The sequence below is a fragment of the Pseudomonas sp. NPDC078416 genome, from assembly GCF_050268485.1.
Taxonomy (GTDB): domain Bacteria; phylum Pseudomonadota; class Gammaproteobacteria; order Pseudomonadales; family Pseudomonadaceae; genus Aquipseudomonas.
Map to the genome: position 1 here is coordinate 429,307 of NZ_JBNNGV010000001.1, position 15,552 is coordinate 444,858.

Annotated in this window: 14 protein-coding genes; 10 read left to right on the forward strand and 4 right to left on the reverse strand. The window is 60.3% G+C overall.

What is annotated here, in order from left to right; genetic code table 11:
* Nucleotides 1-144 precede the first annotated feature (144 nt).
* The 3 genes from gltB (at nt 145) to hemE (ending at nt 7,417) form a co-directional block, all read left to right on the forward strand.
* A complete protein-coding gene (gene gltB / locus ACQKEN_RS01990; RefSeq protein ID WP_427683790.1) occupies nt 145-4,590 on the forward strand; it encodes a glutamate synthase large subunit in 4,446 nt (1,481 codons plus the stop codon).
* A 122-nt stretch (nt 4,591-4,712) separates the two neighbouring features.
* Entirely contained in the window at nt 4,713-6,131 is a 1,419-nt protein-coding gene (locus tag ACQKEN_RS01995) for an FAD-dependent oxidoreductase (protein ID WP_346629398.1), read from the forward strand.
* A gap of 221 nt (nt 6,132-6,352) precedes the next feature.
* Nucleotides 6,353-7,417: a uroporphyrinogen decarboxylase gene (gene hemE, locus ACQKEN_RS02000; protein ID WP_427683277.1), complete on the forward strand. Its 1,065-nt coding sequence runs from the start codon at nt 6,353-6,355 to the stop codon at nt 7,415-7,417.
* Nucleotides 7,418-7,689: 272 nt separating this feature from the next.
* On the opposite strand, the gene ACQKEN_RS02005 is transcribed toward hemE, so the two are convergent.
* Entirely contained in the window at nt 7,690-8,955 is a 1,266-nt protein-coding gene (locus tag ACQKEN_RS02005) for an MFS transporter (protein ID WP_427683279.1), read from the reverse strand.
* Between the two features lie 116 nt (nt 8,956-9,071).
* Here ACQKEN_RS02005 and ACQKEN_RS02010 point away from each other — a divergent pair, with 116 nt between their 5' ends.
* Nucleotides 9,072-9,962 (forward strand): LysR family transcriptional regulator, encoded by an 891-nt coding sequence (locus ACQKEN_RS02010; RefSeq protein WP_122625545.1) that lies wholly within the window; start codon nt 9,072-9,074, stop codon nt 9,960-9,962.
* A gap of 83 nt (nt 9,963-10,045) precedes the next feature.
* On the opposite strand, the gene ACQKEN_RS02015 is transcribed toward ACQKEN_RS02010, so the two are convergent.
* Nucleotides 10,046-10,534, reverse strand: coding sequence for a DUF3261 domain-containing protein (locus ACQKEN_RS02015; RefSeq protein ID WP_427683281.1), 489 nt, complete (start codon nt 10,532-10,534; stop codon nt 10,046-10,048).
* Between the two features lie 353 nt (nt 10,535-10,887).
* Here ACQKEN_RS02015 and ACQKEN_RS02020 point away from each other — a divergent pair, with 353 nt between their 5' ends.
* Complete coding sequence (locus tag ACQKEN_RS02020; protein ID WP_427683283.1) at nt 10,888-11,670, forward strand: ParA family protein; 783 nt, start codon at nt 10,888-10,890, stop codon at nt 11,668-11,670.
* 3 nt (nt 11,671-11,673) lie between these two features.
* Here the strand turns inward: ACQKEN_RS02020 and ACQKEN_RS02025 are convergent, their stop codons facing one another.
* Both ACQKEN_RS02025 and trxC read right to left on the reverse strand, forming a co-directional pair.
* Complete coding sequence (locus ACQKEN_RS02025) at nt 11,674-12,051, reverse strand: PAAR domain-containing protein (protein WP_427683285.1); 378 nt, start codon at nt 12,049-12,051, stop codon at nt 11,674-11,676.
* A gap of 136 nt (nt 12,052-12,187) precedes the next feature.
* Nucleotides 12,188-12,622 carry a thioredoxin TrxC gene (gene trxC / locus ACQKEN_RS02030; RefSeq protein ID WP_427683287.1) on the reverse strand — a complete coding sequence of 145 codons (435 nt, stop codon included), beginning with the start codon at nt 12,620-12,622 and terminating at the stop codon, nt 12,188-12,190.
* A 286-nt stretch (nt 12,623-12,908) separates the two neighbouring features.
* On the opposite strand from trxC, the gene ACQKEN_RS02035 reads away from it, so the two are divergent.
* The 5 genes from ACQKEN_RS02035 (at nt 12,909) to ACQKEN_RS02055 (ending at nt 15,535) form a co-directional block, all read left to right on the forward strand.
* A complete protein-coding gene (locus ACQKEN_RS02035) occupies nt 12,909-13,178 on the forward strand; it encodes an AbrB/MazE/SpoVT family DNA-binding domain-containing protein (RefSeq protein WP_427683289.1) in 270 nt (89 codons plus the stop codon).
* Complete coding sequence (locus ACQKEN_RS02040; RefSeq protein WP_427683291.1) at nt 13,178-13,540, forward strand: type II toxin-antitoxin system PemK/MazF family toxin; 363 nt, start codon at nt 13,178-13,180, stop codon at nt 13,538-13,540. The genes ACQKEN_RS02035 and ACQKEN_RS02040 overlap by 1 nt, the downstream gene beginning before the upstream one ends.
* A 280-nt stretch (nt 13,541-13,820) precedes the next feature.
* On the forward strand, nt 13,821-14,765 hold the full coding sequence (locus ACQKEN_RS02045) for a hypothetical protein (protein ID WP_427683293.1): 945 nt from the start codon (nt 13,821-13,823) through the stop codon (nt 14,763-14,765).
* Between the two features lie 78 nt (nt 14,766-14,843).
* Nucleotides 14,844-15,137, forward strand: a complete 294-nt coding sequence (locus ACQKEN_RS02050) for a type II toxin-antitoxin system HigB family toxin (RefSeq protein WP_427683294.1) — start codon at nt 14,844-14,846, stop codon at nt 15,135-15,137.
* Nucleotides 15,134-15,535 carry a helix-turn-helix domain-containing protein gene (locus tag ACQKEN_RS02055; RefSeq protein ID WP_427683296.1) on the forward strand — a complete coding sequence of 134 codons (402 nt, stop codon included), beginning with the start codon at nt 15,134-15,136 and terminating at the stop codon, nt 15,533-15,535. Before ACQKEN_RS02050 ends, ACQKEN_RS02055 begins: the two co-directional genes overlap by 4 nt.
* Nucleotides 15,536-15,552 lie beyond the last annotated feature (17 nt).

Below are 15,552 nucleotides of genomic sequence, written 5' to 3' on the forward strand. Positions count from 1 at the left end.
TCAAATTTGTGAGGACTTATGTCGCTGTGTACAATGACCTCCCTTTTGCTCCCGCAAAGCCGGCATACGTTCGGCGTGGATGGTAAATGGTTGAATTGAAAAGAAATTTGCCTCGTTAAGAGGCAGCCTGGTGAGAATGTGTCTATGAAAGCAGGTCTGTACCATCCAGAAGAATTCAAGGATAACTGTGGTTTCGGCCTGATCGCCCACATGCAAGGCGAGCCCAGTCATCACCTGTTGCAGACGGCGATCGAAGCCCTGACCTGCATGACCCACCGTGGTGGTATCAACGCCGACGGCAAGACCGGTGACGGTTGCGGGCTGTTGATGCAAAAACCTGACACCTTCCTGCGTGCGGTGGCCACCGAGCACTTTGGCGTCGAGCTGCCGCGCCAGTATTGCGCAGGTATGGTCTTCCTCAATCAGGACGACGCCAAGGCCGAAGCGGCCCGCGAAAACATGAACCGTGAAATCCTCGCGGCCGGCCTGACCCTGATCGGCTGGCGCCAGGTGCCGATCGACACCAGCGTCCTGGGTCGTCTTGCCCTTGAGCGTCTGCCGAAAATCGAGCAGGTGTTCATCGGCGGCGAAGGCCTGAGCGATCAGGAGTTCGCGATCAAGCTGTTTTGTGCACGTCGTCGCTCTTCGGTGGCCAACGCCGCCGACACCGACCACTACATCTGCAGCTTTTCCCACAAAACCATCATCTACAAAGGCCTGATGATGCCGCGTGACCTCACGGCATTCTTCCCGGACCTCAACGACGAGCGCCTGCAAACCGCGATCTGCGTGTTCCACCAGCGCTTCTCGACCAACACGCTGCCAAAATGGCCGCTGGCTCAGCCGTTCCGCTTCCTCGCCCACAACGGCGAGATCAACACCATCACCGGTAACCGCAACTGGGCCCAGGCCCGTCGCACCAAGTTCACCAACGACCTGATGGATCTCGACGAGCTGGGCCCGCTGGTCAACCGAGTGGGCTCCGACTCTTCGAGCATGGACAACATGCTTGAGCTGATGGTGACCGGCGGCATCGACCTGTTCCGGGGCGTTCGCATGCTTGTGCCGCCGGCGTGGCAGAACGTCGAAACCATGGACCCGGATCTGCGCGCGTTCTACGAATTCAACTCCATGCACATGGAGCCGTGGGACGGCCCGGCCGGCATCGTCATGACCGAAGGTCGCCACGCCGTCTGCCTGCTGGACCGCAACGGCCTGCGCCCTGCGCGCTGGGTCACCACCAAGAACGGCTACATCACCCTCGCCTCGGAAATCGGCGTGTGGAACTACAAGCCGGAAGACGTTATCGCCAAGGGCCGTGTCGGTCCGGGTCAGATCTTCGCTGTGGATACCGAAACCGGCCAGATCCTCGACACTGACGCCATCGACAGCCGTTTGAAGTCGCGCCACCCCTACAAGCAATGGCTGCGCAAGAACGCCCTGCGTATTCAGGCGACGCTGGAAGACCACGACCACGGTTCGGCGTTCTACAATCCGGATCAGCTCAAGCAGTACATGAAAATGTTCCAGGTCACGTTCGAAGAGCGTGATCAAATCCTGCGCCCGCTGGGTGAGCAGGGTCAGGAAGCGGTCGGCTCCATGGGTGATGACACGCCGATGGCGGTGCTGTCCCGTCGCGTCCGCACGCCGTACGACTATTTCCGTCAGCAGTTCGCGCAGGTCACCAACCCGCCGATCGACCCGCTGCGTGAAGCCATCGTCATGTCGCTGGAAGTCTGCCTCGGTGCCGAGCGCAACATTTTCCAGGAGTCGCCAGAGCATGCGTCTCGCGTGATCCTCAGCTCGCCGGTCATTTCCCCGGCCAAGTGGCGCTCGCTGATGACCCTGGATCGTCCTGGCTTTGATCGTCAGATCATCGACCTGAACTACGACGAAGCCATGGGCCTTGAAGCGGCCGTGCGCAACATCGCCGATCAGGCTGAAGAAGCCGTGCGTTCGGGCAAGACCCAGATTGTCTTGAGTGACCGCCATATCGCGCCGGGCAAACTGCCGATTCACGCATCGCTGGCCACTGGCGCGGTGCACCATCGCCTGACCGAAAAAGGCCTGCGCTGCGACAGCAATATCCTTGTCGAGACCGCGACGGCGCGTGACCCGCATCATTTCGCCGTATTGATCGGCTTCGGCGCGTCGGCGGTGTATCCGTTCCTGGCGTATGAAGTGCTGGGCGATTTGATTCGTACCGGGGAAGTGCTGGGCGATCTCTACGAAGTCTTCAAGAACTACCGCAAAGGCATCACCAAAGGCCTGCTCAAGATCCTGTCGAAGATGGGTATCTCGACCGTCGCTTCGTACCGAGGCGCGCAGCTTTTCGAAGCCATCGGCCTGTCGGAAGAAGTCTGCGACCTGAGCTTCCGTGGCGTGCCGAGCCGTATCAAGGGCGCGCGTTTCGTCGATATCGAAGCCGAGCAGAAAGCCCTGGCGTTCGAAGCCTGGAGTCCGCGCAAGCCGATCCAGCAGGGTGGGCTGCTGAAGTTCGTCTACGGCGGCGAATACCACGCGTACAACCCCGATGTGGTGGCGACGCTGCAAGCCGCCGTTCAGCAGGGCGATTACAGCAAGTTCAAGGAATACACAGCGCTGGTGGACAACCGTCCGGTGTCGATGATTCGTGACCTACTCAAGGTCAAAGAGCTCGACACGCCGCTGGGCATCGATGAAATCGAGCCGCTGGAAGGCATTCTCAAGCGCTTCGACTCGGCGGGCATCTCGCTGGGCGCGCTGTCGCCGGAAGCTCACGAAGCGCTGGCCGAGGCGATGAACCGCCTGGGCGCGCGCTCCAACTCCGGTGAGGGCGGCGAAGACCCGGCGCGCTACGGCACCATCCGCAGCTCCAAGATCAAACAGATCGCGACCGGCCGTTTTGGCGTGACGCCTGAGTACCTGGTCAACGCCGATGTGCTGCAGATCAAGGTCGCCCAGGGCGCCAAGCCGGGCGAGGGCGGGCAACTGCCGGGCGGCAAGGTCAACGGCCTGATCGCCAAGCTGCGTTATGCAGTGCCGGGCGTGACGTTGATTTCGCCGCCGCCCCACCATGACATCTATTCCATCGAAGACTTGTCGCAGCTGATCTTTGACCTCAAGCAGGTCAACCCGGCCGCGCTGGTATCGGTCAAGCTCGTAGCGGAAGCAGGCGTGGGCACGATTGCGGCCGGCGTGGCCAAGGCCTATGCCGACCTGATCACCATTTCCGGTTATGACGGCGGCACCGGTGCGTCGCCGCTGTCGTCGATCAAATACGCGGGCTCGCCATGGGAAATCGGCCTGGCCGAAACCCACCAGACCCTCCGCGGCAACGACCTGCGCGGCAAGGTTCGGGTGCAGACCGACGGTGGTTTGAAGACCGGCCTGGACGTGATCAAGGCGGCAATCCTTGGCGCCGAAAGCTTCGGCTTTGGCACCGCGCCGATGATTGCGCTGGGCTGCAAGTACCTGCGCATCTGCCACCTGAACAACTGCGCCACCGGCGTGGCGACCCAGAACGACAAGCTGCGCAAAGACCACTACATCGGCACCGTCGACATGGTGATCAACTTCTTCACCTACGTGGCGGAAGAAACCCGCGAGTGGCTGGCCAAGCTGGGCGTGCGTTCGCTGGAAGAACTGATCGGGCGTACCGATCTGCTGGAGATCCTGCCGGGTGAAACCGCCAAGCAGCAGCACCTGGACCTGACGCCGCTGCTGGGCAGCGACCATATTCCGGCCGACAAACCGCAGTTCAGCCAGGTCGAGCGCAACCCGCCGTTCGACAAGGGCCTGCTGGCAGAGAAGATGGTCGAACTGGCGATCTCCGCCATTCAGGCCAAGAGCGGCGGCGACTACGAACTGGACATCTGCAACTGCGACCGCTCCATCGGCGCGCGGATTTCCGGCGAAATCGCCAAGCTCCACGGCAACCAGGGCATGAACGATGCGCCGGTGACCTTCCGCTTCAAGGGCACGGCCGGGCAGAGCTTTGGCGTATGGAACGCCGGCGGCCTGAACATGTACCTGGAAGGCGACGCCAACGACTACGTCGGCAAAGGCATGACCGCCGGCAAGCTGGTGATCGTGCCGCCGAAAGGCAGCCCGTTCAAAACCCAGGACAGCGCCATCATCGGTAACACCTGTCTGTACGGCGCGACCGGCGGCAAGCTGTTCGCGGCGGGCACGGCGGGCGAGCGTTTCGCGGTGCGCAACTCCGGCGCCCACACCGTCGTGGAAGGCACGGGCGACCACTGCTGCGAATACATGACCGGCGGTTTCGTTTGCGTCCTGGGCAAGACCGGCTACAACTTCGGCTCAGGCATGACCGGCGGCTTCGCTTACGTGCTCGATCAGGACAACACCTTCGTTGACCGGGTCAACCACGAACTGGTCGAGATTCAGCGCATCAGCGGCGAAGCGATGGAAGCCTATCGCAGCCACCTGGAGCGCGTGCTGGCCGAATACGTGACCGAAACCGACAGCGAATGGGGCCGCAACCTCTGGGAAAACCTGGACGACTACCTGCGCCGCTTCTGGCTGGTGAAGCCAAAGGCCGCGAGCTTGAAGTCGCTGTTGTCCAGCACCCGCGCGAATCCGCAATAACAGCAGCTGCGAGCGGCAAGCTTCAAGCCGCAAGTTAACGGCAGCGCGCGAGTGCCTGCGAACATGATTTTCTTGCAGCTTCAAGCGTGACGCTTGAGGCTGTAGTCAGGAGTTTTAACACCATGGCTGAACGTCTCAGTAACGACTTCCAGTTCATCGAAGTCGGGCGTAAAGACCCGAAAAAGAAACTGCTGCGTCAACGCAAGAAAGAGTTCGTGGAAATCTACGAACCTTTCAAGCCGCAGCAGTCGGCTGATCAGGCGCACCGTTGCCTGGGTTGCGGCAACCCGTACTGTGAATGGAAATGCCCTGTGCATAACTTCATTCCCAACTGGCTGAAGCTGGTGGCCGAGGGCAACATCCTTGCGGCTGCCGAGCTGTCGCACCAGACCAACACCCTGCCGGAAGTCTGCGGCCGCGTGTGCCCCCAGGACCGTCTGTGTGAGGGCGCGTGCACCCTCAACGACGGCTTCGGCGCGGTCACCATCGGTTCGGTCGAGAAGTACATCACCGACACGGCGTTCGCCATGGGCTGGCGCCCAGACATGTCCCGCGTCGTGCCAAACGGCAAGCGCGTGGCAATTATTGGCGCAGGCCCGGCGGGTTTGGGCTGCGCTGACGTTCTGGTGCGTGGCGGGGTGAAGCCGGTGGTGTTCGACAAGAACCCGGAAATCGGCGGTCTGCTGACCTTTGGTATCCCCGAGTTCAAGCTTGAGAAAAGCGTGCTGAGCAATCGCCGCGAAGTGTTCACCGGCATGGGCATCGAGTTCCGCCTCAACACCGAGATCGGCAAGGACATCACCGTCGAGCAGTTGCTGGAAGAGTACGACGCGGTATTCATGGGCATGGGTACGTACACGTACATGAAGGGCGGCTTCCCCGGTGAAGACCTGCCGGGCGTGCACGATGCACTGGATTTCCTGATTGCCAACGTCAACCGCAACCTGGGCTTTGAAAAGTCGCCGGAAGATTTCGTCGACATGAAGGGCAAGAAGGTTGTGGTGCTGGGCGGTGGTGACACGGCGATGGACTGCAATCGCACGTCGATCCGCCAGGGCGCCAAGTCAGTGACCTGCGCCTATCGCCGCGACGAAGAAAACATGCCCGGCTCGCGCAAGGAAGTGAAGAACGCCAAGGAAGAGGGCGTGAAGTTCCTCTACAACCGTCAGCCCATCGCCATCGTTGGCGAAGATCGGGTCGAAGGCGTGAAAGTCGTCGAAACGCGTCTGGGCGAGCCGGATGCGCGAGGTCGTCGCAGCCCCGAGCCGATCCCGGGTTCCGAAGAGATCATCCCGGCGGATGCCGTGGTCATCGCCTTCGGTTTCCGTCCAAGCCCGGCGTCGTGGTTCGATCCGCAGGGCATCCAGATGGACAGCCAGGGCCGCGTCGTGGCGCCGGAGCAGGGCCAGTTCAAGCACCAGACCAGCAACCCGAAGATCTTCGCCGGTGGCGACATGGTGCGCGGGTCTGATCTGGTGGTGACGGCGATCTTTGAAGGCCGCAACGCGGCTGAAGGGATTCTGGATTACCTGGGCGTCTAGTTGACGCTGCCGTCTGTAGGAGCAGGCTTGCTGGCGAATAAGGCCGACGCGGTTCGCCAGATGCACCGCGTTAGTTGGGTTCGCCAGCAAGCCGGCTCCTACAGAACCTAAGTCGCGCATTGATGCGACAAATCGCCCCGATAAATAAAAGGCACGGCACCGACCGTGCCTTTTATGTTGGTGTCTGAGAAAATGCCCGCACTTTTTTTCCGGATGCCGACATGACTGCCCTGAAGAACGACCGTTTCCTTCGCGCCCTGCTCAAGCAGCCTGTTGACGTCACGCCTGTATGGATGATGCGACAGGCCGGCCGCTATCTCCCGGAGTACCGCGCCAGTCGCGCCAAGGCCGGAGACTTCATGAGCCTGTGCATGAATCCGGCGTTTGCCTGCGAAGTCACCCTGCAGCCCCTTGAGCGCTATCCGCTCGACGCCGCCATTCTGTTCTCCGACATCCTCACCGTTCCCGACGCCATGGGTTTGGGCCTGTACTTCGAAACCGGCGAAGGCCCGCGCTTCCGCAAAACCGTCACCACCCTGGCTGACATCGAAGCGTTGCCGATCCCTGATGCGCAGAAAGACCTCGGCTACGTCATGGATGCGGTCAGCACCATCCGCCGCGAGCTCAACGGTCGCGTGCCGCTGATCGGCTTCGCCGGCAGCCCGTGGACTCTGGCGACTTATATGGTTGAAGGCGGCTCGTCCAAGGACTTCCGCAAATCCAAGGCCATGCTCTATGACAACCCGCAGGCCATGCACTTGCTGCTCGACAAGCTCGCGCAATCGGTCACGGCGTACCTGAACGGCCAGATTCTCGCGGGCGCCCAAGCGGTGCAGATCTTCGACAGCTGGGGCGGCAGCCTCTCGGCCGCGGCGTACCAGGAGTTCTCACTGGCCTACATGCGCAAGATCGTCAACGGCCTGATCCGTGAGCACGACGGGCGCAAAGTGCCGGTCATTCTGTTCACCAAAGGCGGCGGCATGTGGCTGGAAAGCATCGCCGACGCCGGCGCCGACGCACTGGGCCTGGACTGGACCTGCGACATCGGCGAAGCCCGCCGTCGCGTCGGCAGTAAAGTCGCGCTGCAAGGCAACATGGACCCGACCGTGCTCTACGCAAATCCAAACGCCATCCGCCAGGAAGTCTCGAACATCCTCGCCAGCTACGGCAGCGGCACCGGCCACGTCTTCAACCTCGGCCACGGCATTACCCCCGAAGTCGACCCGGCCAACGCCGGCGCCTTCATCGAAGCGGTGCACGAAATGTCGGCGAAATATCACCAGTAAGCGGTTCGCAGATACGAAAACGCCCGGCTAATGTCGGGCGTTTTCATGTGGGGTTCATACCCGCAAAGCGCACAGATCTATCGATGCTGAGCGTTGGGCGCAGGATCGCGTCTGCCGAAGGCGTAGGAGCGCGCTTGCCCGCGATCTGGCGCGAAGCGGCAGTGGCTGCACCTCTGTGGTGGACCGGCAAGTCGGTGCTCTAAGGTCTGCGGCCGGTTCCCGCCCGATCGCGGGCAAGCGCGCTCCTACAATTTGCATGTGCGGCTGTTGGCTCAGACCTGCACATTCACCGCCAGCGGTTTGACTTTCGCCAGTTTCAGCGCCACGGCGAGGGCAATCAGCAGGAGGGTACCGATGAAGGCGCCTATGCCGTTCCAGCCGGCGTAGTGCCAGAACACGCCGCCGCCGGTGCCGGCAACGCTGGAGCCCACGTAATAGCTGAACAAGTAAAGCGACGAGGCCTGGCCTTTGGCTTTGATGGCGCGGCGGCCGATCCAGCTGCTGGCGACGGAGTGGGCGCCGAAGAAGCCGAAGGTGAACATCAGCACGCCAACGATCACCACCACCAGCGGGGTGAACATGGTTAGCGCCACGCCGACGAGCATCAGCACGATTACGGCCCACAACACGTTGCGTCGGCCCAGTTGGTCGGCCAGCGCGCCGATCTTCGCCGAGCTGTAGATGCCGGACAGGTACACCACCGAGAACAAGCCGACCACGGCCTGGCTCAAGTTGTACGGGTCGGCCAGCAAGCGGTAGCCGATGTAGTTGAACAGCGTTACGAACGCGCCCATCAGCAGGAAGCCTTCCAGAAACAGCCACGGCAGCCCGGCATCACGGAACTGCAGGACAAAGCCTTCCAGCAGGCTGCGGCCATTGAGCGGTCGTGCGCGGAAATTGCGCGACGGCGGCAGGATCTTCCAGAACACGCCGGCCGCGCCCAGCGCGATGATGCCCATGATCAACAGCGCTGTGTGCCAGCTGACGTAATCGCTCAAGACCCCGGTGATCACCCGGCCGCTCATGCCGCCGATGGCGTTACCGCCGATGTACAGGCCCATTGCCAAGCCGATGTGCTGCGGGTGGATTTCTTCGCTGAGGTAGGTCATGGCGACGGCGGCGAGTCCGCTCAACGACAACCCTACGAACGCCCGCGTGATGAGCACGCCCTCCCAGGTCGGCATCAATGCGCTGGCGATGGTGAAGAGGGCGGCAGAGAACAGCGAGAACACCATGACCGACTTGCGCCCGAGGCGGTCGGAAATGGGGCCGGTGATGAGCAATCCGATCGCCAGCATCGCGGTGGACACCGACAGAATCATGCTGCTCTGGGCGGCGTTGATGGAGAAGTCCCGCGACAGCACCGGCATCATCGGTTGCACGCAGTACAGCAGCGCAAACGTCGCGAAACCGCCAGAGAACAGCGCCAGTACGGTACGAATGAATGCGGGCGTGTCCTTCTCGATGTACGTGTCGCCCAACGGAATGGCCGCAGTGGTGAACGCGGCGGACGCAGAAGGAGATGCAGCAGTATTCACGGGTGACCTCAGACGGGAGAGCGGGGAGCAGTGGCAAAAGAATATAGCCGCCTAACGATTGCTTCCAATATATTGTTCGACCTGTTTGATAGGTTTGACGACCTAATGGAATGACCGTGGAATTACGACACCTGCGTTACTTCATCGCTGTCGCTGAAGAGCTGCATTTTGGTCGGGCCGCTCAGGCGCTCGGCATCTCGCAACCGCCGTTGAGCCAGCAGATTCAGGCCCTGGAGCAGGAACTCGGCGCGCGTTTGTTTGAACGCACCAATCGACGGGTGGAACTCAGCGAAGCGGGCCGGTTGTTCCTCGACGAAGCGCGCCTGGTGCTGGCGCAGGTCGAGAAGGCTTCTGACGTGGCGCGGCGCGCACAGTTGGGCGAACTGGGCGAGCTGAAGATCGGCTTTACGGCATCCGCGCCGTTCACCTCAAGCATCCCCCAGGCCATCTTCGCGTTTCGCCAGCGTTATCCGGCGGTGCATCTGGCACTTCAGGAAATGAGCAGCCGGGAAGTGGCCGAGCGGCTGGAGAACGAGTCAATGCAAGTGGGCATCATGAGGCCCCTGCCGTTGCCGGATTCACTGGTGGCCGTGGAACTGCTGCACGAACCGTTGGTGGCGATTCTGCGCTCGGACCATCCACTGGCCGAGGGCTCGGAACGCGGCATTCATCTGCGGGAACTGGCCAGTGAGCCGTTCGTGTTCTTTCCGCGCAGTTATGGCAGCGGGCTTTACGCGCAGTTGCTGGATCTGGCTCGGGAAGCAGGATTCAGCCCGTTGTTTACCCAGGAGGCGGGCGAGGCGATGACAATCATTGGTCTGGTGGCGGCGGGACTGGGCGTGACGGTGCTGCCGGCGTCTTACCAACGCATGCGCATCGATGGGGTGGTGTACCGGACGCTGCTGGATGCCCAGGCGACGTCAGCGGTGTGGCTGGTGCAACGTAAGGACCAGAAGTCGCCCATGGCCAAGGCGTTTGTCGAGCTGGTGACGCGCAAGGCGGGATAACGCAGAGCCACAGCGCAAAAATGCGGGGGTGGTTGCACGGAGCCCAATGTGCAGCGCAATGCCAAGGTAGCTGAGCTACCCCGTCATTTGCTCGCCTTGCCCTGGAGTGGACCGACCACGTATTTCAGTTCGCCGCTTTCCATGCTGATACGGAAGATACCTTCGGAGGCGTAATCGACGAACCAGCGATCGTCCAGGCTGCGACCGTAGGGACGCAGCTGCACGCCAGGATAGTCAAAGCGCACTTCTTCCAGGGACGTCAGGGCGAACAGCACGGCGGCGAACAGCTCCCTCGCCTCGTGGTTGGGCGGCAGCTGGCTGTCTGCCTTCCAGCGCTCTTCGCGAAGCTGCTGCCGCGCTACCGGAGTACCGAGGGTGTCCATCAACGAGAAGCGCAGGCCGTGGCGCTCCTTCTGGATCGTCATCAGCCACTCTTCGCGCTGACCGGCTTGCTCGCGCTGGACGTGCAACTGCACGGGAAATTTGATGTGAGGTATTTGCGCAGGCAGCGGCGCATGGCTGGCGCAGCCACTCACCAACAGCACGCATAACAGCAAGAAAGCGCGAATCATGAAGCTTTACCTTCCAGGTGTGCCGACAATGTTTATTCCCGGGCTTCGAGTCGCCGAAATGACACCGGCTATGGCGCGGCGCCATCACCGAGTGACGGGCATTATCTCGATGCCGGCGCACTGAGGCAAACGTTGAAACAAATAGTGTGTTTACTGACGATCATTCTTACGGGTGCAGCAGCAGCCTCTGTCACTGTGCTGTAGGCGCGACCGGTCTTTCGACGACGTGGTCCTCATCCTACAGTCAGATTTTTCCAAGAGGCTCGCCCTACTCTTCGCGATTGCCTAGACTCGAGACCATTCATCGGGTCGCAGGCGATCCTTCACGGCTAGACAGCAACAGGGAGTCTTACATGCGGCGTGTGGTGTTCAATCAGAAGGGCGGCGTTGGCAAGTCCAGCATCGCCTGCAATCTGGCGGCTGTCAGTGCTCATGAAGGTTATCGGACGCTGTTGATCGATCTGGACGCCCAGGCCAACTCGACGCAGTACCTCACCGGCCTGACCGGTGAGGAGATTCCCATGGGCATCGCCGATTTCTTCAAGCAGACCTTGTCGTCTGGGCCTGGCGCCAAAAAGAATCAGGTCGACATCTACGAGACGCCCTTCGACAACCTTCATGTCGTGACCGCCACGGCAGAGCTGGCCGATCTGCAGCCCAAGCTGGAAGCCAAGCACAAGATCAACAAGCTCCGCAAACTGCTGGATGAGCTGAGCGAAGATTACGAGCGCATCTATCTGGACACGCCCCCGGCGCTGAATTTCTACGCAGTGTCGGCGTTGATCGCGGCGGATCGTGTGCTGATTCCGTTTGACTGCGACAGTTTCTCCCGCCAGGCGCTCTACGGGCTGCTCAAGGAAATCGAAGAGCTCAAGGAAGATCACAACGAGGATCTGGAGGTGGAAGGCATTATCGTCAACCAGTTCCAGGCGCGGGCGAGCCTGCCCCAGCAGATCCTTGATGAACTCATCGCTGAAGGGCTGCCGGTGTTGCCCGTCTACCTCACCAGTTCGATCAAGATGCGTGAATCTCATCAAGCCAATATGCCGCTGATCCATCTGGAGCCGCGGCATAAGCTGACTCAGCAATTTGTCGAACTGCATCACTTGCTGGAAACGGGTGCGGGTAATCGCTGACGGCTAAGCGAGCGGCGCGTGGCTTTCCCGTCGGGCTCGGGTCATGTGTTTGGCTCGCTTGCGCGCCTTTTCAGCCATGTCCTTGGGAATGTCGATGGTCGCGTCCATGTCCGCTTGAAGCTCGGTCTGGCTGGCGATCAAACGATGGGTGCCTTCCGCGCAGCCGCAGCGCACTGTCTGGCCGTGCGTTGCCACGGCCACGAGTTCGTCGATGAAGGTCGGATTGCCTTGGGCAATGAAGCCGATCTGAGCGCACCGCTCGCACCAGACCGGATCACCCATGCGCGCCAGGCGCCGGTCCTCCCAAGTGTGCAAGCCTGTAGCACTCAAAACCATGCCGCCGGTTGTCGTTGAATCGCCCTCTCTGACCACGTATGTCATTGCTAACCACTCCAGGGTACCGATAGGAGTGGCGAAGCCTAGACCCAGAGTTCGACGAATTCGGGGCAAAAGAGTGTTTTCAGAACATGCCTACAGCGCTGGCTGCCACGCGCTTCAATCGCTGAAGAAACGCCTTTCAGATTCCCTGACTGCTCAGCCAGGCCATCAGCTGTTGCAACGGCATTGCGCCACTTTGCCGAGTGATTTCACGGCCGTCCTTGAACAGGATCAGGCTCGGGATCGAGCGAATTCCCAACTGTGCGGAAAGCTGCTGATTGGCCTCACTGTCCAGCTTCGCCAGCCTAACCCGCCCGCTCAGCTGAGTGGCCGCTTGCTCGAACGTCGGTGCGAAGGATTTGCACGGCCCGCACCACTCTGCCCAGACGTCCACCAGCAACGGCAGATCGCCCTTGATCTGGCTGGCGTAATCGCCCTGCGTCAGGTTGAACGGCTTGCTCAGCAAAACCGGCTGCTTGCAGCGCCCGCATTTCGGCTGGTCGGACAGCCGCCCGGCAGGGATGCGATTGAGCCCGTTGCAGTGCGGGCAGGGGATCAGCAGGGAATCGGACATGACAGAGGCCTGAGTAGGATTGATGACTACTAGGTGGAGCTGGCGGGGTGAGTTATCAAGCTTTACAGGGCTCCACTCTATCGCGGTAGCTATGTTTTATATGGATTGGTTAAGGCGACGGGGGATTCAGCGAATTCCTACGACCTTGGTCGTGGCTTCTCATTGGTGACGAATCGGCTCCTGAGTATGCTTCGCCCCTGCCTCCATCGCTCGCATCGAGATGTAGCGAGTGCTACGTTCGTAGCACTTCTGGTGAGGCCCTGTTATGAACCGAAAGAGAAATAAGATGACGATGAACTCTACAATCCGGCGCCACGGTGGCGCAGCAGTCATGACCATTCCGCCCGCGTTCCTCAAGCTGCTTGACCTGGATATCGGATCCCAAGTCGAGCTGAGCGTGGAGGCAGGAGGCTTGGTCGCAAAGCCTCTCACGCACATTGCACGCAGACGATATACGGCCACCGAGCTGCTCAAAGGCGCGGAGCATGTGGCTGAACTCAACAGCGAAACGGCATGGGCCAGAGAGGGTGATTCGGTAGGACGGGAAATAACCTGATGGTTCGTCGCAAGGCACCTCGTCAAGGCGACGTGTACTGGATAGATCCAAATCCGGTTTCAGGTCGTGAAATGAAAGGGCGGCACCGGTTCATCATTATCACCTCCCAACGTATAAATCAGTTGGGTTTGTGTATGACCGTTCCGGTAACTAGTGCTGGCGTGCATGCGCGAGAGTCAGGGTTGGCAGTCGTCATCGGCGGTCACGAAACAAATGGCGTCGCGGTGTGTAATCAGGTGCGCAGCTTTGACATAGAGAGCCGAGTGCAAACGGGGTCCGCAAGGCTCATCGAAAGTCTGGACAAGATCACGACTAACGACATTGTCTCGAAAGTGCTGAGTGTCATCGACTTACAAGACTGATTGCGGCGAGCTGAGGTGTGATCTGTCTCAAATTTAGACGCTCGTCTAAGCGCCTACGGGTAAAAAACTCAAGCCTGAAGACGCAACGGATTCCTTTTTAATCCATCGTCCCAGCCGCCAACTCCGCGCGTTACGCCAAATTCCCAAACGCTGACTCTCCGAAAGCACCCCCCGTTTGCCCAACTGTTCGCCCTGCCTGCCTGTCGCTAGTGTCGATGCGAGGGGCTGACTGACGACGATGCGTGTTGGCTCCCGCCATCTCATAGCCAGGGAGTCGCCCATGATCAGCCAGATCCAGGCCGCGGTTGCAGCGGTTGTCTCGAACAAAACGCAAGCCCTCGGCACTGTCGCGACCAGCGATCCAAAAGCTGTCGACGAGGCCGCACCGGCGACTGCCGACAAAGCGACGTTTTCGACACTGGCGGCACAACTGAACGAGAGCGCAGCACGAGCCCAGAAGAGGGACGCAGGGATGACCCACGCCGAGCTGGGGCAATACGGGCGTAATCGCATCAATGAGTTTTTGATCGAAGGCCGCACAGTCAACAGCGGCACCCGGGCCATGGAAGTGCCCAAGACAAATGACCCCGAATTGCTGGACCGGGCGCGCGAAGCCAGCGCGTTCGTGACCCGAACACTGGCCGGTGACAAGAACGCCAAAAGCCCGTTCGAGAACCTTTCCCGTGAACAACTGAACCTGATTGCCTTTGACGACAGCGCAAGCTTCACGCTCAACGAGCGGCGCGCGGCTTGGCAGGGCGTGCAGAAGATGGACGAGAGCTGGCGCAAGGTTGCGATAAACGAGGGGGTGATCGAGCAAGCTCGGACGGGCAAGGCCTCCCGGTTTTGCAACAACGCCCTGAGCTACCTCAAGTCGCTGCCTGCGATTGAAAAGGCTGTGAGCTATCCCAAAGGAGCAGAAGCGATCGTGGAAGCGCGGATCAAAAGCGACCTCACGCTGCCCGGTTTACCGGGCGCTTTCGGACGCCAGGCGCCAGACCGCAAGCTGACCCTCTACGACATCCTCGCCGGCATCGTCGACACCAGCAAAGACAAGAAAGCTGACCCAAAAAACATCGCCTACACGAAGAAGTTCGCGCCTCGTACTTCACCTGAGCCAGCTACGGCGGCTGCGCAGGGGGTTGAAAAGCCAGCGGCTGTGAATGCGGATGCGCGAGTTGAGCAAGCGGGTGCTACGTCCAGGGATGAGAAGGCAGCGGGATAAAAGAATGCTTCGGCCATCGCAGTGTGTGATGGCCGTATGGGTGGCTAAGCTTGATATTGCACGCACAACGGTAGGGAAATGCACGTCATCACTGAAAAGCGAATCTGGGAGGCAAAGAAGAAATGGCCACAATCGGCAACGGCTCTTGACGCTTGGTACCGCTTAATCAAAGCATCCAGGCTGAACGACTTTAGTGCGATGAGAGCGATGCTGCCTTCGACAGATAAAGTGGGGAAATTTCATGTTTTTGATATCGGCGGGAACAAGATCCGGTTGATTGCGTCGGTTAACTACTCAGCACAGAGGCTGTACATAAAGCATGTGTTCGACCATCGTGAATACGACAAAGGTAAATGGAGGGATGAGCAATGAGCGCGCTCATTAAGCAGGCTGCGGAGCACTGGCATCATTTGGCGCCATTACTGACTCGGCCTGAAACGGAAGCTGAATATGATCTGCTTGTCAGCGGGCTCGACGAACTTTTGGAGATCATCGGGGAGGATGAGCAGCACCCTCTGAATCGTCTCGCCATTTTGGTCAGCGAAATGATTGAAGCCTATGACCATGAGCATCGGCCCATGCCTATGGCCTCAGGCGCGGAGACACTGCGTTACCTGATGCACGAGCACGACCTTGGCCAAGGCGACTTGCCTGAAGTGGGGACGCAGTCCGTCATTTCCGAAATACTCTCAGGCGAGCGTCAGTTGAGCCTCAAGCAGATCCGCAAGATTTCGGAACGTTTCGGCGTGCCGGTAGAGGTCTTTATCTGACCTTGACTCATTCGCAC